The following is a 20,971-nucleotide window of genomic DNA, read 5'->3' as shown; positions in this document are numbered from 1 at the left end:
CTCACCGGCCGCGCCTCTCAAGCGCTTCGCGCGCGACCGAGGCATCGGAGAAGGGCAGCACGAGGTCGCCGATCAGTTGGTAAGGTTCGTGGCCCTTGCCCGCGATGATGACCGCATCGCCATCGCGCGCCGACTCGATCGCGCGATCGATCGCCGCGGCCCGATCGGCAATCACCTCGAACTCTCCGCCGCGGATGTCGCGCATGCCGGCGACGATCGCTTCTCGAATCAAAGATGGGTCTTCGCTGCGCGGATTGTCGTCGGTCACGATGACGCGATCCGACAGCTCGCGAGCGATCGCACCCATGAGCGGCCGCTTCGCAGCGTCGCGATCGCCGCCGCAGCCGAAGACGCAGATGAGTTGCCCATTCGTAAGCGCCCGCGCCGCGGTCAGCACGTTGCGCAGCGCGTCCGGCGTGTGGGCGTAGTCCACGTAGACGCCGAGCTCGCGGGCGTCGACGCGCGACATGCGCCCCGGCACGTCGGTCACGCTTTCGATGCCGTCGGCGATGGCCTCGACGTCGACATCCAAAGCGCAGGCGGTGGCGATTGCCGCCAGCGCATTGGCGACATTGAACGGGCCGGGCAGACGAACAGAAAACGGGGCCGGCCGCAGAGAGGGAACGGAAAACGTCGAGCCGTCGCGCTCGATCGCGATGTCCGTCGCGGTTAGCACCGCATCGGTGTTTTCCACGGCGTAGGTCAAGGTGCGGCCGCTGGTCATCGCGAGCCGACGGCCTTCGGGATCATCGAGGTTGATGACGCGCACACCGGGGCTTTTTCGACCGCCTCGAGTCACGCCCTCGAAGAGACGCGCTTTTGCCGCTCTATACGCATCAAAAGTCTTGTGGAAATCGAGATGATCTTGCGTGATGTTGGTCAGCACGGCGACATCGAAATCGACATCGTCCACGCGATGCTGCACGAGCGCATGGCTCGACACTTCCATGATCGCGCCGCGCGCGCCGGAGTCGCGAAACGCAGCGAGCAAGCGCTGTAACTCGTGCGCGTACGGCGTCGTGTTGGCCAGTGAGGTCTCAAACGCGCCCATCAGGCGCGCGCCGAGCGTGCCGATGAGACCGAACGGAGTGCCCGCCGCGGCCATGATCGCTTCGAGAAAACGCGTGGTCGTCGTCTTACCGTTTGTGCCGGTGACGCCGATGACGGTGAGGTCGTCCGAAGGGTGACCGTACAATTCGGCCGCTACCGAGGAGAGCGCGGCGAGTGTGTCCGGAACGAACGCGATCGGGATGTCCGAAGCGATCGCAATGGTGGGCCGACTAGCGTCGGCCCCTTCTGGGCTGTTGGGCCCTTCAGTCATCGCGAGGACGGCGCTCGCGCCGGCGGCGACAGCTTGCGCGGCGTGCGCATGCCCGTCGGAGTGCGCGCCTTGCAAGCAGACAAAGAGCGCGCCGGGTTCGATGCGCCGGGAATCGACGGAGATCGAAGAGATGGGAATCTCGGCTTTGCCGCGGATCCGGACGCCGTCCACTCCGGAAAGCAGTTGCCGCAACGGCACCGGCATCACCGGAGCCATTTACTGCTGCCTTCCGTTGTTCCCTAGCAGGCCGGGTTCGCCGACCGCCTGACCGCCCGCGCGTTCGGGATCCGTGATGGTGCCGAGGTCGCCGCGCGGCACGACGCTCTCGCGCCAGAACACGCGCCCAGCAAGGTCGCGGAACGCGGGAAGCGCCACGATGCTTCCATAGTATTCGCCCTGCGGCCGATCGAGTTTCACAAAGATGACGTATTCCGGTTTGTCGGCCGGAATGATGCCGGCGAACGACGCGGTGTAGGCGCCGGGAACGTACGAACCGTCGATCACCATCTGGGCAGTACCGGTCTTGCCGGCAAGTTCGTAGCCGGGCATCTTCGCGGCGGTGGCGGTGCCGCGCCGTACCACGTCGCGCAAGATCGTCATCAGCGCAGCCGATGTCTCTGGCTTGATCACGCGCCGGACTACCTGCGGGCTGAACGACTTCACGATCCGGCCATCGGGTCCGACGATCGCATGCACGATGAGCGGCTTCATCAGCACGCCGCCGTTTGCGATCGCGGCATACGCCGTCGCCATCTGTAGCGCCGTCACCGAGACGCCTTGTCCGAAGCCGATCGTTGCGAGCCGCGAGCCATACCAGTCTTCCGGCGACCCGAGAATGCCGCCGCTTTCGCCGGGGAGATCGACGCCCGTCGGATCGTCCAACCCGAACTTCTTGATGTACGAATACATCGTCTGCGGACCGACGCGCATCGCGATCTGCGCGGCGCCGACGTTATGCGAGAACGTCACGATGTCGTCGATCGTCTCGTAGCGGTGGCCCGACGCCATCATGCCGTCGTCGGCGTTGTGGATGATCCGATTGCCGACTTCGATCTCGTCGCGCGCGGGGAACGTGTCATCCACCGTCATCTTGCCGCTGTCGAGCGCCGCGGCGGCAGTGATGGCTTTGAAGGTCGAGCCCGGTTCGAACGGATCGGTGATCGCTCGGTCGCGCCACGTGGACGGCGGCGAATTCGCAAAACGGTTGGGATCGAAGTTCGGATAGTTGGCGAGCGCGAGAATCTCACCGGTCTGCGCGCGCATGATGATCGCTGACCCGTCGGCGGCGTGATAGCGCTCGGCTGTCGCGCGCAAGATCTCCTCGGCTTCGTACTCGAGCATACGATCGATCGTCAAAACGACCGTATCGCCGACGACCGCCGGCTGGACGACGCGCGCACCGAACGGGATCGGCCGGCCGTTGTTGTCGGTCGCCTCCATGACTTGGCCGGCTTTGCCTTCGAGCACGTCGTTGAACGCGACTTCGACACCCGCGAGACCTTGGCTGTCCACGCCGGTAAAGCCGACGAGCGTGCTTCCCACGCGGCCTTGCGGTTCGACGCGCAATCCAAGCGCTTCGTCGGACCGCCCGATGCCCGCCAATCCTAACCGGTCTACGCGATCGGCAACGGACTGCGGCACGTTGCGCGCGATGTAGATATAAGAAGCGTTCTCGTGCAGCACCGACTCAATATCGGTCACGGAATAGCCGAGCAGCGGGGCGAGCAGCCTGGCCGCGTGATCGGCGTTCTTGACTTGGGCCGGCTGCGCGTAGATCGCGCTCGCCGGCAGACTCGTGGCAAACGCGACGCCGAAGCGATCGACGACATCGCCGCGCCGTCCGCTGATCGGGAAGGTGGACCGTTGCTGATCGCCGGCATCTGCCGCGAGCGCCGCGCTCTCGTTGATCTGCACTTTGTACAGCCGCGCGCCGAGCAGCCCGGCCACGAGGAGGATGAGCCAGAATAGAACGCTCGCGCGCGTGCGGAGACGGCGGCGTTCCTTTTCCTTCACCTGACGTGCAAGAGACGCGCTACGAAGGCAAGCGCTGTGTTCTGCGGCTCCGGTCTCGGCGCGCCCGGCATCATGAGGACGGAGACGGAATTCGGAACCGTCATGTGCAGTTTGGCCGCCGCAGCTTCGAGCCGGCCGAGGCTCTCAAGCTGGCCGACTTGCGCGCGTAGCTCGTTGTTGGCCAGCATGAGTTTGGCTTCTTGCGCGCGATCGGTGGATAATCTATACGTTTGCGCAGCGAGCTGCGCGGTCAATCCCACGTACGCGATGATCAGCGCGAGCGGCACGCCCACGAGCACGCTCGTGCGCAGCGTCGATGGCACGGCGCGACTGGCACTGCGGCGTGCTCTGCGGCGCGGCGCAGGCGCTGCGGGCGATTCCTTGGGCTGCGCGTATGCCCGAGCCGTCATGCTCATATCGTCTGCGCCTCCTGCGCATCGCCGATCATGCTCGCAGCGCGCAGTTTTGCACTGCGCGACCGCGGATTTTCGGCAAGCTCCTTTTGGTCGGGGCTGAGCGGTTTACGCGTCAGCAGCTCGCAGCGGCCGGCTTTGTGCCATGCGCGAAACTTCGATTTCACGATGCGATCTTCGCCTGAATGAAAACTGATGACGACGATGCGGCCGCCGGCCCGGACGCGCGTTGCGGCTGCATCGAGGCTGCGCTCGAGATTGCCGAGCTCATCGTTGACGGCGATGCGCAGCGCTTGAAAGGTGCGCGTCGCCGGGTGCACGCGGCGCCGTTCGCGACTCGCGTCTCGCGGTTGCGCCGAGAGAATGGCGGCGACGAGATCGGACGTCGTGCGTAACGGCGAACGCTCACGGCGCCGCACGATGTGGCGCGCGATGCGCCGCGCATGGCGTTCGTCGCCGTATTGGAAGATGAGATCGGCGAGTTCCGGCTCGGGCATCGAGTTCACGATCTGTGCGGCGGTCTTGCCGTTCGATGCGCTATCGAGCCGCATGTCGAGCGGCTCGGTTCCGGCAAAAGAAAATCCGCGGCTTTCATCAGCCAGCTGCATCGAAGAGAGTCCGAGATCGTACATTATCCCGTCCGCTTGCCGTACCGCCTGCTCGTCGAGAACATCGCCGAGCCGGCCGAAGTTCGCATGCACCGCATCCAGGCGCCCTGGAAATCTCTTCTCGAGTTCTCTCGCTCGCTCTACCGCCGCCGGATCGGCATCGAGCGCGATCACGCGGCACTCGCGCGACCGCTGTAGCAGCGCTTCAGTGTGCCCGCCGCCGCCGAACGTGGCGTCGACGAACACCGGTCGCCGGCTTTCTCCGGCCGGCAGCAGCATCGCCATGCTCTCCTCGAGCATGACGGATGCGTGATCAGTAGAGGCCAAGCTCCGTCATCAATTTGGCCATGCCGTCCGGCGGTTTGCTCGCCGCCTTCCAGCCCTCTGCCGGCCAAAGCTCGATCCGCGTCAGTGCGCCGACCAGGATCACGTCGCGCTCCACCTTTCCGTACTCGCGAAGCGGAGCGGGCACGATCAGGCGTCCTTGCGAGTCGAGCGACACTTCCTCGGTGTGAGCGAAGAGATGCCGCACGAAACTCCGATACTGGTCGTCTTTGCGCGCAGCGGCCTCGAGCTTCGCGCAGAACTCAGACCAAGCAGACTCCGGATACATGGCAAGACATGGTTCGGGCGGCGCTATCGTCAAGACGAAGTGATCGCCGAGCCGGGCCCGAAACCGCGCCGGAATGGTCAAGCGACCCTTGTCGTCGAGGGTATGCTCGAACCGCCCCGTGAATTTCGGGAGTCCGCTCATGGATGCGCCACCAAGCCCCACATCGAGCCATTTTTTACCACTATACCCCATCTATCGGCCGGAAGGCAAGCGAAAAGAGGGACAGCACACCCGTTCGATGCGGGGACGCATGTAGGGCGGACCTTTATGGTCCGCCAGGCCGGCGGGCTAGTTCGGCCACAAGAAAACGGGGCGGACCTTAAAGGTCCGCCCTACGTTGGCGCGATCGAGAGAGGCGGACCTTAAAGGTCCGCCCTACATCAGGAGGCGGTGACGGTCACCGCGGCGCGAGTGGTTTTCGCGCTCACATGGACGCTCGCGGTCGACCCCTGGGTCGTCACGCTCATCGTCCACGAGCCGCCGGCGCCGGCTAGCGGCACCATCTGCAGTTCGATCCGCTGCGAAGCGCCCGGCGCCAGCGTGACGGCGCTCTTGAACGGGTCGCAGACCTTCTGGTAGCAGAACGAGAGCAGCCAGTGTGCCGGCAGGCCGAGCGCAGCCAGATGCACCGTGCGCGACTCGGCGGACGGATTATGGATCATGACGTAGAGTTTGGCGGGCACGGTTGCGGTCGAAGTCGTGGACGAACTTCCGCTCACGGCCATGCGCCACGGCACCGGATTTAACGCGACATACTGTTCCTCGGCCTGTTGCGCGACGATCGTGCCGGGCGCCGTGCTGGTGGCGACCTGCAGGACAGCCCGCGCTGCGCTCACGTTCCCCGCGAGGAGATACGTGCGGCCCGTCTTCAGCCAGACGCGGCCGAGTTCGTATGCCAGATCCTTCTTCGTGGGATTCGCGGCGTACGCCGTCGCTGCGATCGTCAGCGCCTTGCTCTCCGCAGTGAGCGCTGCCGGATAGTTCTTCGCGCCATTGTTCGCGGATGCGAGCGTGAGCCAGTTTTCCGGATCATCCGGCGCGATGTTGGCCGCGGACTGCGCGTAGCCGACCGCCCGCGAATATTGCTTCAGATTGTAGGCCGGCAGATAGGCGTTTGCATAGCCGTCTACGACGTCGGGCGCCAGCGAGATCTCGAGGTCGAATTGCTGCAGCGCGTCCGCATATCGTTCCTGATCCGTATACGCCTGACCGCGCAGATCCGCTGCCTGAGCCGAGTCTTTCTTCAAGTTCGGATCGGGCGGATTCGTGGCGGCGGCGCGGCCTGCATAGGCGTCGGCGAGCGCAAGGCTCAGCGCGTCGCGCAATTGCGTGCTCTTGAAGTAGTCGATGGTCGCCGAATCATCGGCGTTCGAAAGCTTGTCGAGCTTATCGTTGGCGGCCTTGCCGCTTGCGATCGCATCGTCGAATTTGCCGGCCTGAACCGACGCGTTGACCATGGCGGTCGCAGAGGAAGTCGTCGTGTAGAATGCGGTTGCGGTCTTCGAGTCCGGCACCGGCTGGCCCGCGACGACGGAGTTGAGCGCAAGCGTCATCGTGGGAGAATCGAGTTGATCGACTTGCCGATAGCGGATGACGCCGTTGCGGTCCAGCACGTAGGTCGTGGGGATCGCGCGCACATCGTAGTTCTCTTCGATCTTTCCGTCGCCGTCGAGCGCGAGGCGATAATGCACGCCGTTGCTCTTCGCCCACACCGAGACGAGTTGCGCGCTTTCGCGATCGTCGACCCCGAGGAAGATCACGCCTTGCGGACCGTAGTGCTTCTCGGCCGCGATAAGATCCGGCGTCTCGGCGCGGCACGGCGGGCACCACGTCGCGAAGAAATTCACGACGACGACGTGTCCGCGGAGCCGGGCGAGATCGACGCTCCCGCCGCCCACAAGCGGCAACGCGAATGACGGCGCCGACATACCGGTGGCCGGTGCCGCGGCGAGCGCAGCGCTGGATAACGCAGCGGCTGCGATACACGCAGATATCAGAGCGACGAATGAGGCGCGAGCGGTCAACATGGCGGCGAGACCTTCCTTAGAACGAGCGTGCAGAGGAGCGACGACTCGTTTGCTTTTTCATGGTGGAAGTGTTAGAGTCATTTTGCGGATGCGGCCACGTTCACCATGGCTGCAGGCCTGTTTTCTATTTTCGATTGGTGAAAACCCTGAGGATCTCGAGCTTTGGCACTGCAGGACCGTACGATCAACTGTCGCGATTGCTCCGCCGACTTCGTTTTCACCGTGGGCGAGCAGGAGTTCTACGCGCAAAAAGGCTTTGAACACGAGCCCACGCGTTGCCCGACCTGCCGCCAAGCGCGTAAGCGCGGCCGCAGTGAAGGAGCTCAAGGAGCGGAACGCACGCTCTATGATGCGGTCTGCTCGGAGTGCGGAGGGGCGGCGCAGGTGCCGTTTTCGCCGAGGCCGGACAAGCCCGTCTACTGCGCCGATTGCTATAAGAAGGTTTCGCCCCGCCGTACCCGCGCTTGATATGACGTAGTTCCCGTCACGATTTCATTAGCCGGCCGTGAGAACGGACGGGCGCTTTCGCACGTCCGCAGGCGGCCCCGGCCATGGCGAGAAACCCCTCTTTAGCCGATACGTATTCATAGGGTAGAAACTCCTGGACGTGGCCGGCGGAACTCGCCGGCTTCGAGGATGGCGGATGCATTTGAACGGGCGCGCGCTGCGCCGTGCGATCGTTGCGATAACTCTCGCTAGCGCCTCGTGTCTTGCTGGCTGCAGCGGTTATGGGTTATTTCCCGATGGCGGCGGACCGCATGCCATGCCCGGGCCTGCGCTCACCCAACTCATCAATCTCAACGCGAAGACGTATCGTTTGGCACCGGCGCTCGTTCGCGCCGTCATCGCCGTCGAATCCGGCGGCGATCCCTCGGCGGTCTCTGATGCGGGCGCGATGGGCCTCATGCAGCTGATGCCGGGCACCGCGCAGACGTACGGCGTCGGCGATGCGTTCGATCCTTCGGAGAACGTGGCCGGCGGATGCGCGTATTTGCACGATCTTCTCGCGCGCTATCACGGTGATCTGAGCTTCGCGCTCGCAGCGTATAACGCTGGACCGGGGGCGGTGGACAAGTACGGTGGCATTCCGCCGTATGCCGAAACGCAGAGCTACGTTCAAAACGTAACAGAGTTGTATCGCGAGGCTATCGGATCGTCGCGGGCGCTCCGGTAACCACATAGGAAGTGGCCCGCGTGACTTCACGCTTTCTCGCGCTCGCGCCATCTCGAGGCGAGATGCGCGCCTTGCGCCAACCGGTGGAAGTGGACGCCGCCGAACCCGGCGAGCGCCTTGACTGGCTCTCGGCCGGCCATGGCTACCGTTCGCCCGAGCAGCCGCGCGGCGGATTGGGTTTTCTCAGCCGAATCTCCATCCTCGATCGCTATCTCGTGGCGGAGATGCTCGGACCGTTCTTCATCGCGCTTGCGGTCATCACGCCGCTGCTGCTCATCAACCAGTTTTTCCTCGCTGCCGACTACGTCATCAACAAAGGCGCGCCGACGCTGCTCGTCATGCGCTATCTCGTGCTCCAGCTGCCGGCGCTGTTCTATCTCGCGTTTCCGTTCGCAACGCTGTGCGCTGTTCTGCTCGGCTTCGGCAGGCTCGCCGGGGATAACGAAGTCACGGCGATGCGCACGAGCGGCATCAGCGTGCATCGCATCGCGCTACCGTGCTACGTGCTCGGCCTCGTGCTTTCGATCGCATCGTTCGGCATCAACGAGTCGCTTGCGCCATACGCCGACCGGCACGCCGAAGACACGTTCCGCCAGATCATGTACCACTCGACGCAGCCGATCATCGAACCGGATCAATTCATCCGCACGCCGGACGGCCAGCACATGATCTACGTCGGCTCGATCGACTCGGGCACCGGTGTCATGCACAACGTCGTCATCGAGACGATCGGCACGAGCCCCAACCCCGACTCGATGCAAGCCGAGACCGGCAAGCAGGTCGACGGCAATATCGTGCTGCAAGATGGCATCTACACGAAGTACGGCGCCGACGGATTCGTCGCATCGCAGAGCAAGTTCAAGACGATGCAGTTTCCGCTTGGCGATCCGAGCGTGCTCTACGACGGCGCATTCTCGCCGTTCGCGGAGAACTCGAACCAGTTGCGGAATGAGATCAAGAATCTCAAGGCCAGCGGCGAGGACACCCGCAACCAAGAGATGATCCTCGCGCAGAAATACGCGATGCCGATCGCGTGCTTGATCAGCATCCTCATCGCGCTGCCGCTGTCGACGATGTTCGGCCGCTACGGGCGCGGCGTCGGCGCGCTGATCGCGGTCGCGGCGGTGATTCTGTACTATGCCGCGATGGCGATCGGCGGTGCGCTTGGCAAGAACGGAGCGGTTCCGGTCTTCGTCGGATCCTGGTTGCCGAATGCGATCATGGCCGGAGTGGGGGTCACGCTGCTGTTCCGAGATAGGCGCTGATGCGCGCCGCCCAGGCATAGGGTCGAATTCTTGACTCGTCGACGCACGCTGCGCCGGATCGCGCACGGTGCCAGCAAGACATTTGCGTTGGCGCTCTGCTTCATGCTTGCGATGGGCCCGGTAGTAGGGCAAGCAACGCTTGCCCAAACGCTTTCGTCGGCCGACCATCAAGGACCGGGCCGACTAGCGTCGGCCCCTTCAGCAAGTTCCCAGACGCCCGCTTTGTCGGGCCGACTAGCGTCGGCCCCTTCAGGAAGTTCCCCGACAGCCGCCGTGCCGGGCCGACTAGCGTCGGCCCCTTCAGGAAGTTCCCCGACAACCGCTTTGTCGGGCCGACTAGCGTCGGCCCCTTCAGGAAATTCTCCGACGCCCGCGGTGTCGCCGTCTCCGCCGCCTCCCGTTTTTGCGACCACCGCGCCGAACAGCGATGAATATCCGACCACCGGCAACGCGCCCGAGTCCGGGCCGCAACCGTCGCAAACATTCGCCGTTTCGCCGAACGCATCACCGGGCGCCACGCCTCTGCCCCCCGACGTCGTCCTGATAACGGCAGACCGTGTCGTGGGTAGCCTCAAGAGCGACATGACCGCCGACGGCCACGTGCATCTCACGACGAACAGCGTGGACATCAGCGGCGATCAGGCGGTGTATACCGCAAGCGATAAGATCGTGCGCATGACCGGGCACGTGCATTTCGTCGGCGCCGACGGCGATACGGCAACCGCGTCGTCACTTGCTTTCGACACGGTCAAGAGCACGATCGCGCTCTACGACGTCGCCGGCCAGACGTCAGCCGTCACATTTCAAGGCGCGCCAATACAAGGCTACGTCTACTTCAAAGGCAAGGAACTCGACGTGGCCGCGAACGGCAGCTCGGTGCTGCATCACGGCTGGGTCACGACCTGCTCGCTCGATCACGTCGCCTACCACATCTCGGGCAAAGAGATCGACATCCATCCGGGCGATCGCGTGGTCGCGCACAGCTCGGCGCTCTATCTCGGGAATTTTTTGGTGGCGGCGCTCGGGATCGTGGTGCTGCCGCTCTCCGCGGTCGCCGCGCACCGGGAGTCGGTGATCGCGCCGCGCCTCGGCTATAACGCGACCGAAGGCGTGTTCGCGCGCACGTACATCAGCTTCTATCGCAGCCCATACTATTACGGCACCTATCACGTCGACTATTTCCAAAAAGTCGGCGTTGGTCTGGGAATGGACGTGTACTTCGCCCGACAAGACGGCAAGGGCAGCGGCTACGCGAGTTTCTATACACTGCAGAACAACGCGTACCAGCGCAGCCTGACCGGCCAGAAGTCGTCGGAGCAGGTCACGCTCAACGTCGATCAATTGCTCGGACATCACGTGAGCGGATCGCTGCAGTTGAGTTACAGCGGTCAGAGCGTCGTGGCATCGAGTATCCCATCCACCACGACCGCGGGCATCAACTTGACGCACTCGGGAGCGAGAAGCACGACGTCGTACGTGGGCAACGTCTCAACCACCGGATCGTCGAGCAGTCTCGGCGCGAGCGTCAACCACATCATCAACTTCACGCCGACGTTCAGCCAATCGATCGGCCTGCAGTTTCAAGGCAATACGAATCCCGGCTCGTACTCGCGCCAGGTCAACTTCACCGCCGACACGCATTTCACGGCGCCTCTTTTCGACGGCGATCTCGTGATCGACACGTCGCACGGCGAGCAGATCACGGACCCGCAGCCGGCGCCGACCGCCGGCGCGACGCCGATCCCGGGCACGGTTGCGGACACGCAAGGATTTCAGAAAGTGCCGGAGCTGACGTTGCGCTCGCGGCCGTTTCAGATCTCGTCGTTGCGTCTGCCGCTCACCGTCACCGTGACGGACGGCATCTACAACGACCAGTTCGATTACCGGCCGACGGGCATCAAGACGTCGCGTTTGGACATCTCGTCGCAGATCGGCAGCGCTTTCTTCCCGCTCGGTCCGAATTCCGACATCACGGCGACGGGAACGATCCGCCAAGACATGTACGGAACAGGCGATCTCTTGGGCACGATCGGCGAGTCGGTGGAATTGCGCACGCTTTTCGGCTCGCATGCGGACAACACGCTCTCCTACGATGAGCTGAGCGTGCGCGGCTACACGCCGATGCCGTCGTTCGATTCGGCGTCGGGTCAGGACCAGCTCGGCGAGGTGCTTAACGTCTACAGCGGCAGCACGTATCGTTTCAGCGCGTCGACCAACTACGACTTCCATCAGAAGCTGCTCAGCCCGGTCTCGTATCAGTTCTTATGGCAGCCCACACCGGTGACGAGCGTGAGCTTAGGGACCACGTACGATCCGAACGGCGTCGCCGGCGTGCAACGTCCGGGTTACGGGCCGACGAACATCTCGCTTGCTACGCCCATCGGCAAGAACGATTACTTGGAATTCCAAGGCGATTACGACTTCAAATTACACGGCCTGCAAAACCAGTCTTATTTCCTGACGCATACCGTCGAGGATTGCTATCAGATCCGCGTGGCGTATCGGCAGGCGTTGAAGGAAGTGGACTTCTCGCTGAACTTGCTCGCCTTCCCGAATCAGGCGGTGAACTTCGGCATCAACAACAGCGGCCCGATCATCAACCAGAGCTTCGGGCAATGATACCGGTGCAGCGGTGCCGCTTAAGCAGACGGCGACGGCGACGGTGCTGGGGATGGCGACGAGGAAGCGCCCGGCAGCGGAAAGACGTCGATTTCGCCGCCGTAGATATACAAGTTTTGATCGGAGGGACCGCCGCCGGGTTTGTTGGCGCAGGCCAGAAACGTATAGGACTTGCGGACGGACAGGCTGATGTTCGGAATCGTGTCTTGGGAATTCAATCCGCACGACATCTGGTCTTGAGGAACGCCGTTGGTATCGACGGTGAAGAACTGGACATAGAGATTGTCGGGTGTGGGCGCGGGCGTGGGCGACGCGGACGAACCGGGGATCGGCGTGGGCGATGGGCGCAAGTTCAGCGCCGTGATCGGAATCGTGATCTGCATCGCGTTGCCGGATCCGTTCGAGAAGCTGTTGTTCGGAAAGAAGAGATACGAGTTCGGCGGATTCTGCGTGATCGTCAACCACTTCACGGTGTTGGAGCCGCCGCCGGTGAAGGCTTTGAACGCGTACAAGAATTGATTCGCCGGCAACGTCGGATTGCAGAAACCGTTTGCGTTTTGCCCAAACGGGCACGTGCCGTAGTAGAGTTCTTGATCCCAGTGCGCGTACGTCAGCCCTTGCGCCTCGGCAAAGGTGGGATAGCCGGGTTGTTCCGGCGATCCGTACACGTTGTTCGGCCCCTGATTGATGTTCAGCCCGATGATATACGCGCCGTCACTCGGGGCGATGCTGCCGTTGGTCAAGTCGACGTAGAACTTGAACGTGATCGAGCCGACGGGCGGGCCCGAGACGGTCGGCGGAAAGACCGGGCCGCGGCCGCATGCGGCGACGGCCGCCACGGCGATGGCCAGAGCGGCGGCCGCGAAGCGCCACTTGCGAGTTATGCTCGTGAGTAGAGTCAATCCCGAATCCTTGCCGGCGACGCTGAAGATCGCGATCGCGCTTCTCGCGCCGATCGCGCTTGCGTGTGCTTTTCCGAAAACGAATTGGTGGCCGTTCGCGTTCGTCGCGGCCGCGCCGATGTTCTGGCTGTGGTCCAGAGCGCCCTTGCTGTCCGCGTTCTGGTGGGGTTGGCTCTCCGGTGCGATCTACTTCGGCATCACGATGGATTGGGTTCCAAATTCGCTCGGCGACTATATCGGCGCTTGGAAGCTTCTCGCACTTGTGCTCATGGCCGCATGGCAAGGATTCTCATTTGCGGCTGTGGCCGCGCTGATCTCTCTGATGTCTCGCCGCGGTTTCGGCGCGGCGGCGGTGTTCGCCGCAGCCGCCGCCTGGTTGCTCGTGGACTTCGTGCGGACGCGCGGCACGATGGGCGTGCCGTTTGGCTCGCTGGGTTTTGTCGGCGCGCATCTGCCGTGGCTGCTGCCGCTTGCGGCATACGCGGGCGTGTATGGCCTGACCGCGATCTTTGCGCTCGTCAATGCTTCGGTGACAGGTCTTCTGTGGGGCACGGACACTGGTCGACGCGCGGGTGCTTGCGCGCTCGGCGTGCTCGTGTTGCTCACGGTACTCGGCGATGCACAGCGTTCGCACATCGTGCTGCCGCCGGCGAAGTTGCGCGTCGGTATCGCCCAAGGCAACATCTCGCAGCGCGTGAAGTGGAGTCCGGAGATCTTCGCTCACACGCTTGAACTGTACACGTCGCTCACCCGTAAGGCCGCAGCAAGCCGCGCGCGCGTCGTCGTTTGGCCGGAGACGGTCGTCACGGCGTATCCTCTGCAAGAGCCGTGGCTGCTCCACGATCTGCAGCAAGATGCGGCGTCCACGCACGTCTACATTCTTGCCGGCACGCTCGATAAGCTGACACCGCGCGGCTATCACAACGCCGTTTTGGATCTCACGCCGGCCGGCAAACTCGCCGGCGTGTACGACAAGCATATCCTCGTGCCGTTCGCCGAATACTTGCCGTTCGATCGCGTGCTGCGGCACTTGCCGCTCATGGATCAGGCATCGGATTTCTTCCCTGGACCCGGACCGCATTTGCTCTCGGCTAGCGGCATGTCCGCCGGATTGCTCGTCTGCTACGAATCCGGATTTGCGCCGTACACGCGTGCTACCGCGAACGCCGGCGCGTCGACGCTCATCATCGTCACCGACGACGCGTGGTGGGGCGACACCGCCGGTCCCTATCAGCACTTCGATATGGCGGTAGTCGACGCGGTGCAGACGGGCCGTTGGGTTGTCCGCGCCGCCGCGACAGGAATCTCAGGGATCATCGATCCGAGTGGCCGAATCGTAGCGCAGCTGCCGCTCGACGTCGCCGGCTCTCTCGTCGCCCCGATCGGCGCGCCGGTCGAGACGCCGTACGACCGCTTCGGGGCGCTCTGGCTCGTGTTGCTCGCTGCCGCTGCTTTGCTCATCGGCCTACTGCCGGCGCGGGTACGGGCGACGGGATGGCGCTCGGCACGCGGGCCGGCGTGAACGTGCGCGCGGGTCGTTTTCGCCCGACGTGGCGGACCTGGCTGTATACAGCGATCGCACTCGGGGCCGTCGCATACGTCTATCTTTTCGTCAGCGCAATACTCGCGCCGACGTTGCCGCCGGTCAGCGGCGGCAATCAAGTCGCGATGCAGTCGCTGCAAGTGCAGGGACAGCGCGGCACAAAGCTCGGCTGGAAGTTCGGCGCGGATTCGGCGCAGACGTCCACGGACGGCGGACAGACGACGTACGTCGGCGTCCACAACGCGACGTACTACGAGAAAGGCAAGCCGGCATATCGCTTGAGCGCGGACTCCGTCACACTCGACGCGCGCTCGCAGAACTACTCGGCCACGGGCAACGTCCATGTCTGGGCGCTCTCCGGTGCCCAGCCGCGCGACATCCGCGCGGACAACGTGAACTGGAATCAGCCGCTGCAGACGTTGACGTGCCCCGGCGCAGTCACGATCGCGTACAAGAAAGCGCACTTCGTCGGCAACGATGTCAGCGTGGATTTCCACGATGGCTCGATCCGTACCGGCTCCTCCACGGTCAAGGTCCACTCATGACAAATCAATGTTGGGCGGACCTTTATGGTCCGCCGTGTGGGGCGGACCTTTATGGTCCGCCGTGTTGGGCGGAGGCTTGGTGCCGTAGATAACGGCCGCTGTCCGTCCGCTGGAACTTTATCGGCCGTAGAGCGCAATAGCAATTAGAAGCAAGATAACGACTATGCCCGCGAAAGCCCACAAGAGCATCATGAGAACGTTTAAGCTGACAATTGCCGCCATTAGATTGGCGCGACCCTCTAGCCGACGTTTGTCCTCTTGCGGACTATTGTTCGGTGGGTCGCCCACGTTAGACGTTACCCGTTAGATTTTCGCGAGTTGTTTTTTCAGCCAGTCGATGGCGGCGACAGGGGTGGGATCCTCGCCGTAGGCGAGCGCGAGGTAGCACGACGCGAAATCGCCCACGTAGACGAGCGAGAACATGCGCGCGAGCGCGCTCTTACCTTTGGCCCATACCTCGTCGATATGCACGTGACGATCGGCGAGCAATTCTTTGGTGAGCTCAACGCGCCGGACGATATGCGACGGCTCGGTTGAATCGCGCAGCAGCGTGACCGTGAGATGCTTCTCGACTTCGGCTTGGCCGTGCGTGCCGCTCCACCCCACGGTCTCGTTATGATTGAGTTCGGGGAAGACGTTCGCAACGGCAAGCGCTTTGGCGTTCTCCGAGATCTGCGTCTTCCAGCGGTATGCGACGACGCCGCGCTCGCCTTGCGATCCGTAGATGAAGGGGATTTTGCCGAGCCACGCGTTAGCAAGACACTTCGCGAGGTTGCTCTCGACCGGAATGTCGGGGCCGCATTCGGTGCGAACGGTCCCAAGCACGGTGACCGCTTCGTCGATGTCGCCCAGCACCGAGTCCGGGAGCAGACCGACGCGCGAAAATGCGACGACGAGCGGCACAAACGAATAGCCGACGGCCGCGCGCGGCTGAAGCCCTGTGACCGGCAACGCGATGCATGGCACGCCGTCGGCCTCGGTGAGTGAGTCGAGTTTGCCGCCGGTCGTCGCCGCGAGGATCGAGGCACCGGCCTTGCGCGCTTGTCCGTACGCGCTCAACGTCTCTTCGGTATTGCCGGAATTGCTCGACGCGACGACAAGCGTGTCGGGTCCGACAAATCCCGGAAGGTCGTAATCGCGAACCACGACCACCGGACACTTCAAGACCGGTTCGAACACCGCGCGCAGCAGATCGCCGCCGATGGCGGAGCCGCCAAGCCCGGCGATGACGACCGATCCGAAACGTTTGCCTTTGAGCGCGCCCAAGTCTGCTGCAAGCGCGACGCGCTTTGCTTCCGCGAACTGCTCCGGCAATCCTAAAATCGCGCCGATCATATCATGCGGATCATGCGCTTTGAGATGCGCATGATCCGTGAGGGCGTGCGGCGTCATGTAAACTTAAAAGCCCCCTAGCGTTCGGCGCGCTTAGCCTCTTCGATAAGGCGTTTGACTTTTTGACCGCCCTTATGGCCGATCTCTTCGTAAAAACCTTGGCCGTACTTGTCCTTGACGGCGTTACCGCCCTTTTGGCCGATGTTCTCGTAGAATTCCGGGCCGTGCCGCTCCTTCGTCTTCTCGCCGCCCTTGCGGCCGATCTCTTCGTAGAACGTCGGACCGTACTTATCGCGGACCGCGTCGCCGCCTTTCTTCCCTGCCTCGCGGACCGTCATGTCTCCGTTGACCTCTCGTGTTTTTTGGATCATGCTCACGATTAACCCCGTGATCTGCGGCGACGTGCAAAGCGGCACTCGGGCACCACCCAAGCGCTGCCGGGGGTCTTTTACCCGGTTGTTCGCATGCTAAACAACAAGACGCCGGTTTCCGCAAGGCGGCACACGCGCGAGATATGAAGACTGAAAGCGTGCTCGACGTCATCTTTGAACAAGCTCTCGTCCTTGATGGGACGGGTGGTCCAATTTTCACCACCGATGTCGCGCTCGTCGGCGATAGAATCGCGCGCGTCGGCGACTGCGTGGGCCGCGATGCCGTGCAACGCATCGACTGTCGCGGATTGGCGTTGTCGCCAGGCTTCATCGACATGCACGGTCACTCCGACGAAGCGCTCTTCGCATTGCCGACGGCGGACAGCAAGATCATGCAGGGCGTGACCCTTGAGATCGGCGGCAATTGCGGGATGTCACCTGGGCCTTTCTCGCCGGCCACACTTCTAGAACGCCGATCGGAGCTTCGGTCGCATTTCAATATCGAAACGACATCGGAAGACCTCGGCGGTTTCTTGGACGCGCTCGAAGCCGCGCCGCCGGCGATGAATTTCGCGTGTCTCGTGGGGCTTGGAAATTCGCGGTCCGCGGTGGGCGGTGTGCTGCCCGGACCACTCACGAAAGAAGCCCTCGACCAGCAGTGCGAGCTCGTCCGCGCGGCGTGCGAACGCGGCGCGATCGGCGTGTCGTCGGGTTTGATCTATCAACCCGGCAGCTTCGCCGACATCGCCGAACTCGCAGCGCTCGCAACCGCTGCCGCAAAGGGCGGATCGCCGCTCTATGCATCGCACATCCGCAGCGAGGGCGACCGGCTCGTCGAAGCCGTCGACGAAGCGCTCGATGTGGGCATGCGAACCGATGTCGCGGTGCAGCTCTCGCATCATAAAGCGTCGGGGAAGCGCAACTGGGGTAAGGTGCACGACACGCTCGCGAAGGTCGAGAAGGCGCGCGGCTTCGGTCTCGACGTCGTGCTGGATCAATATCCGTACAAAGCGTCCTCCACCGGACTCGACGTCATCCTCCCGGCGGATGTGAACGTCGGCACGCGTCGCGAGATCGCCGACCGGCTTGCCGATCCGTTCTACTTCTCGCTTACCACGCGGCGCGTCGACGCCGAATATCGCGAACGCTGGCACGAGGTGCTCATCGCGTCGGTCGGCTCGGATGCGAACCGCCGTTTCGAAGGGATGACCGTTGACGCGATCGCCGCCGAACGAGGCATGCCGCCGGCGGAAACTGCGGTCGGCTTGCTGCGCGACGAAGCGCTTGACGTCGCGGCGATCTACTTCACCATGTGCGAAGACGATCTGCGGACGGTGATGGGTTATCGAGAGACATGCATCGGAAGCGACGCAAGCGTGCGTGCGCTCGAAGGCGTGACGGCTCGCGGCAAGCCGCATCCGCGGGCCTTCGGCACGTTTCCACGCGTCTTCAAATACTACGTGCGCGAAGCGAAAGTCTTATCGATCGAGGAGGCGGTGCGCCGGAGCTGCGGGCTGCCCGCCGGAAGACTCGGGTTACGAGAACGCGGTCTGGTGGCGGAAGGCTTTTTTGCCGACCTCGTGCTTTTCGACCCCGCGACGATCGCCGATACGGCGACGTATGAAGATCCGCACCGTTATCCAGATGGCATACGGTACGTTTTTGTGAACGGCACGGCCGTCGTTCGCGAGGGTCGTTTAACCGGTTTGAGGCCGGGGAAGGTGCTGCGCAGGGGACGAGACCTCTAAGACTTCGTATGCGACCGGCGCCTTGACCGGAGATAATGCTGCGGTATAATCAAAGATGATGACGTCGCCGCTTTCGCCGGTACGAACAGCGCCCGGCTTTGTGCTATGGGCCACCGCCGCACTTGCGTTAGCGGTGTTCTCGCCTGCTTCAGTGTTGGCGGCCAGCCCGGTGACTGTTGGTCAGCCGCTCATCGCCGCGCCGCGCCACGCTCGCATCGCGCCGTGGACGGAAGGCGTCGATCCGGCGCTCGAATCCGCGATGTTCGCAGCCACCTATCGAGCGCTGCCGTCGCATAACGTCCTGAAGGTCTACGCCTTTTCGGCGGCAGGTTACGAGTCGGCCGGCATCCGCTTTTCCGCTCGCGTGCCGCACGAAGCACGCGACCTCACCGAGCCTGAGATAGCAAGCGAAGCCGTCACCCTCATCCGCATCACATTCGACGACTTTCCGTCGGTTGAGGAAGTCGACATCTGGGGCACGGTACCGGTCGCCGTCTCCAAGATGACGGCAGTCGAGAACACGGTGTTCTCCGTCTCCGCCGATCGCGAGACGTATGAACAAGTACGCCGCCAGCCGGGCTTGCGCAACGACTTCTTCCTCGCCGCATTCGGCCGCGTCTGGTTCGCGCCGCAGGTTCCGCGATGAAGCGGTTCGCGAGCTTCGTTGTCGCGATCGCCCTTTTCGCGCTCTTGCTGCCGCAGCCGGCGTCTGCATCCAGTTTGGCCAAGCGCACGGTCGCATCGGATGGCTCCGCCACGCTCCATTCCTACGTCGGAGCCGACGACCGCGTCTGGCTCGTTCACACGCAACGCAAACTCATCGCGCTCACGTTTGACGACGGACCGTATCCGTTCTACACGCCGCTCTTACTGCACGTCTTGGATCGCTCGCACGTCCACGCCACGTTTTTCTGTGTCGGTCGCTCGGCGCAAGAGTTTCCCGACCTCATGGATCGCATCATCGAATCCGGGGACGACGTCGGCAATCACACGTTCAACCATATCAAGCTCAGCGGGCTCTCGACCACGCAGATCGCCGATCAGATCATCGAGGCCGATGCGATCTTGGCCTCGTTCGTCGGTCACCGTATCGATCTGTTCCGCCCGCCGCACGGACGTTACGACCGGCGCGTGATTGAGGTCGCCTCGGCCATGGGTTATCGCACAATTCTTTGGAGCGACAGCCCGGAGGATTATAAGGATATCTCGCCCACGGTCGAGGTCGAGCGCGTCATGAAGCAGGCGCGGCCCGGCGCGATCGTGCTGCTCCACAGCGGGCAATATCGCACGATCGAAGCGCTGCCGGTGATCATCGATCGTCTGCGCGCACAGGGCTACACGTTCGTCACCGTCGATGAGCTCTTAGCAGCCCAGCAGATTTAGGCCGATTTTCGTAGTAGGGCAAGCATCGCTTGCCCTGTTTTGCGCGTTTAGCCTCTGCTAAGGAGCTTGGAAATCCGGCCGCGTGATGTGAATCTCCGCGAACGGTGCGGCTTTAGTGAAGCAATCCATGTGACAGAAGAATTGTTGGCGTCTTTTCTTCGCTTCGTCTTCCCAGTTCGCGACGAGCACAACAGCCGAGATATCGAAGCCTTTGCGCTCGATTTCGTTGCCGCAGAACGAACAGCGATACCGAATACGTCCCTTTGAGTCCCTAACTATTCCCATTACCGCGGATATCGTCCGCCTAACGATTTGTCCTGTTCCAATAAGTGGGGCAAGCGATTTTTGCCAGGCGGACCATAAAGGTCCGCCCTACATTCGTATTGACGACCAGACCGCGGCGACATCGCGGCTGAGTTCGTTCAGGTCTCCGGTGTTGCGAATCACGAGATCGGCGCGGCGTTCGTATTCCTCGTCGGGAAGCTGCGCGGCGATCCGCGCATCCGCGTCGGCCGCGGTTGAGCCATCGCGTGCCATCAGACGTCTGCGACGCTCCTCTGCGGGAGCGATCACGCTGATCGTCTGATCGCAATGCTTGTCGAATCCGGATTGGAAGAGCAACGGCACGACGACGATGATGGTCGAGCCGGCCGGCTCGGCTTCGATCAACTCCAGCGTGCGTTCGCGAATGGCCGGATGGGTGATCGCATTGAGCCGCGCGATGCGCTTCGGGTCGCCGAAAACCATCGCAGCCAACGCGCGACGATCGAGGGTGCCGTCTTGCTGGATGATCGACTGTCCGAACTCAGCGGCGAGGGCGTCGAGAACCGGGCTTGGCGGCGCCACGACTTGGCGGGCGATGACGTCCGTGTCGATCACGAGCGCGCCTTCACGCCGGAAGAGATTTGCAACCGTGCTCTTTCCGGCGCCGATGCCGCCCGTTAGACCGATGACCATGGCGCAGACGTTCCGTGGACGGGCGAGCGATGCTTGCCCGGGCGACGATGACGAAGGTGGGCCGACATCAAGTCGGGCCCTTTCGAAAATTGAGGTTGGGCCGACTAGCGTCGGCCCCTTCGGAACTGCCGGGCCCT

The 20,971-nt window shown here is 63.1% G+C and carries 19 protein-coding genes; 9 read left to right on the top strand and 10 right to left on the bottom strand.

The features are described 5' to 3' along the window. Position 1 precedes the first annotated feature (1 nt). The 6 genes from VKT51_11080 to VKT51_11055 form a co-directional block, all read right to left on the bottom strand. Positions 2-1,537 (bottom strand): UDP-N-acetylmuramoyl-L-alanyl-D-glutamate--2,6-diaminopimelate ligase, encoded by a 1,536-nt coding sequence (locus VKT51_11080; GenBank protein HLJ84707.1) that lies wholly within the window; start codon positions 1,535-1,537, stop codon positions 2-4. Continuing rightward, positions 1,538-3,334, bottom strand: a complete 1,797-nt coding sequence (locus VKT51_11075) for a penicillin-binding protein 2 (GenBank protein HLJ84706.1) — start codon at positions 3,332-3,334, stop codon at positions 1,538-1,540. Continuing rightward, positions 3,331-3,744: a hypothetical protein gene (locus tag VKT51_11070; protein ID HLJ84705.1), complete on the bottom strand. Its 414-nt coding sequence runs from the start codon at positions 3,742-3,744 to the stop codon at positions 3,331-3,333. The genes VKT51_11075 and VKT51_11070 overlap by 4 nt, the downstream gene beginning before the upstream one ends. Positions 3,745-3,746: 2 nt before the next feature. Continuing rightward, entirely contained in the window at positions 3,747-4,682 is a 936-nt protein-coding gene (gene rsmH, locus VKT51_11065) for a 16S rRNA (cytosine(1402)-N(4))-methyltransferase RsmH (protein HLJ84704.1), read from the bottom strand. Further along, entirely contained in the window at positions 4,669-5,109 is a 441-nt protein-coding gene (gene mraZ / locus VKT51_11060) for a division/cell wall cluster transcriptional repressor MraZ (GenBank protein ID HLJ84703.1), read from the bottom strand. The genes rsmH and mraZ overlap by 14 nt, the downstream gene beginning before the upstream one ends. Positions 5,110-5,348: 239 nt before the next feature. Then, complete coding sequence (locus VKT51_11055) at positions 5,349-6,995, bottom strand: redoxin family protein (protein HLJ84702.1); 1,647 nt, start codon at positions 6,993-6,995, stop codon at positions 5,349-5,351. A gap of 643 nt (positions 6,996-7,638) precedes the next feature. On the opposite strand from VKT51_11055, the gene VKT51_11050 reads away from it, so the two are divergent. The 3 genes from VKT51_11050 to VKT51_11040 all read left to right on the top strand — a co-directional run bounded on the left by VKT51_11050 (position 7,639) and on the right by VKT51_11040 (position 12,053). Continuing rightward, a complete protein-coding gene (locus tag VKT51_11050; protein HLJ84701.1) occupies positions 7,639-8,169 on the top strand; it encodes a lytic transglycosylase domain-containing protein in 531 nt (176 codons plus the stop codon). Between the two features lie 20 nt (positions 8,170-8,189). After that, the gene (locus tag VKT51_11045) at positions 8,190-9,434 is read left to right on the top strand and encodes an LptF/LptG family permease (protein HLJ84700.1); all 1,245 of its coding nucleotides are present in this window, start codon (positions 8,190-8,192) and stop codon (positions 9,432-9,434) included. 375 nt (positions 9,435-9,809) lie between these two features. Further along, on the top strand, positions 9,810-12,053 hold the full coding sequence (locus VKT51_11040; protein HLJ84699.1) for a hypothetical protein: 2,244 nt from the start codon (positions 9,810-9,812) through the stop codon (positions 12,051-12,053). A 20-nt stretch (positions 12,054-12,073) separates the two neighbouring features. Here the strand turns inward: VKT51_11040 and VKT51_11035 are convergent, their stop codons facing one another. Then, positions 12,074-12,955, bottom strand: coding sequence for a hypothetical protein (locus tag VKT51_11035; GenBank protein HLJ84698.1), 882 nt, complete (start codon positions 12,953-12,955; stop codon positions 12,074-12,076). Here VKT51_11035 and lnt point away from each other — a divergent pair. Together lnt and VKT51_11025 are read left to right on the top strand one after the other, a co-directional pair. Next, positions 12,942-14,477, top strand: coding sequence for an apolipoprotein N-acyltransferase (lnt, locus tag VKT51_11030; protein ID HLJ84697.1), 1,536 nt, complete (start codon positions 12,942-12,944; stop codon positions 14,475-14,477). The genes VKT51_11035 and lnt overlap by 14 nt on opposite strands. After that, entirely contained in the window at positions 14,450-15,043 is a 594-nt protein-coding gene (locus VKT51_11025) for a hypothetical protein (GenBank protein HLJ84696.1), read from the top strand. Before lnt ends, VKT51_11025 begins: the two co-directional genes overlap by 28 nt. Positions 15,044-15,346: 303 nt before the next feature. Here the strand turns inward: VKT51_11025 and VKT51_11020 are convergent, their stop codons facing one another. Together VKT51_11020 and VKT51_11015 are read right to left on the bottom strand one after the other, a co-directional pair. Then, complete coding sequence (locus VKT51_11020) at positions 15,347-16,435, bottom strand: bifunctional phosphoglucose/phosphomannose isomerase (protein ID HLJ84695.1); 1,089 nt, start codon at positions 16,433-16,435, stop codon at positions 15,347-15,349. A 17-nt stretch (positions 16,436-16,452) separates the two neighbouring features. Further along, positions 16,453-16,746: a hypothetical protein gene (locus VKT51_11015; protein HLJ84694.1), complete on the bottom strand. Its 294-nt coding sequence runs from the start codon at positions 16,744-16,746 to the stop codon at positions 16,453-16,455. Between the two features lie 143 nt (positions 16,747-16,889). On the opposite strand from VKT51_11015, the gene VKT51_11010 reads away from it, so the two are divergent. The 4 genes from VKT51_11010 (at position 16,890) to VKT51_10995 (ending at position 20,144) form a co-directional block, all read left to right on the top strand. Next, positions 16,890-18,494 (top strand): D-aminoacylase, encoded by a 1,605-nt coding sequence (locus VKT51_11010; protein HLJ84693.1) that lies wholly within the window; start codon positions 16,890-16,892, stop codon positions 18,492-18,494. Between the two features lie 58 nt (positions 18,495-18,552). After that, positions 18,553-19,140, top strand: coding sequence for a hypothetical protein (locus VKT51_11005; protein HLJ84692.1), 588 nt, complete (start codon positions 18,553-18,555; stop codon positions 19,138-19,140). Next, entirely contained in the window at positions 19,137-19,877 is a 741-nt protein-coding gene (locus VKT51_11000) for a polysaccharide deacetylase family protein (protein ID HLJ84691.1), read from the top strand. Before VKT51_11005 ends, VKT51_11000 begins: the two co-directional genes overlap by 4 nt. 66 nt (positions 19,878-19,943) lie before the next feature. Next, positions 19,944-20,144, top strand: coding sequence for a hypothetical protein (locus VKT51_10995; GenBank protein HLJ84690.1), 201 nt, complete (start codon positions 19,944-19,946; stop codon positions 20,142-20,144). Between the two features lie 105 nt (positions 20,145-20,249). Here VKT51_10995 and coaE read toward each other — a convergent pair whose 3' ends face one another. After that, positions 20,250-20,834, bottom strand: coding sequence for a dephospho-CoA kinase (gene coaE / locus VKT51_10990; protein ID HLJ84689.1), 585 nt, complete (start codon positions 20,832-20,834; stop codon positions 20,250-20,252). Positions 20,835-20,971: the final 137 nt, after the last annotated feature.

The sequence above is a fragment of the Candidatus Eremiobacteraceae bacterium genome (assembly GCA_035295225.1).
Lineage (GTDB): Bacteria > Vulcanimicrobiota > Vulcanimicrobiia > Eremiobacterales > Eremiobacteraceae > JABCYQ01.
This window is presented reverse-complemented; position numbering and strand designations above follow the sequence as displayed.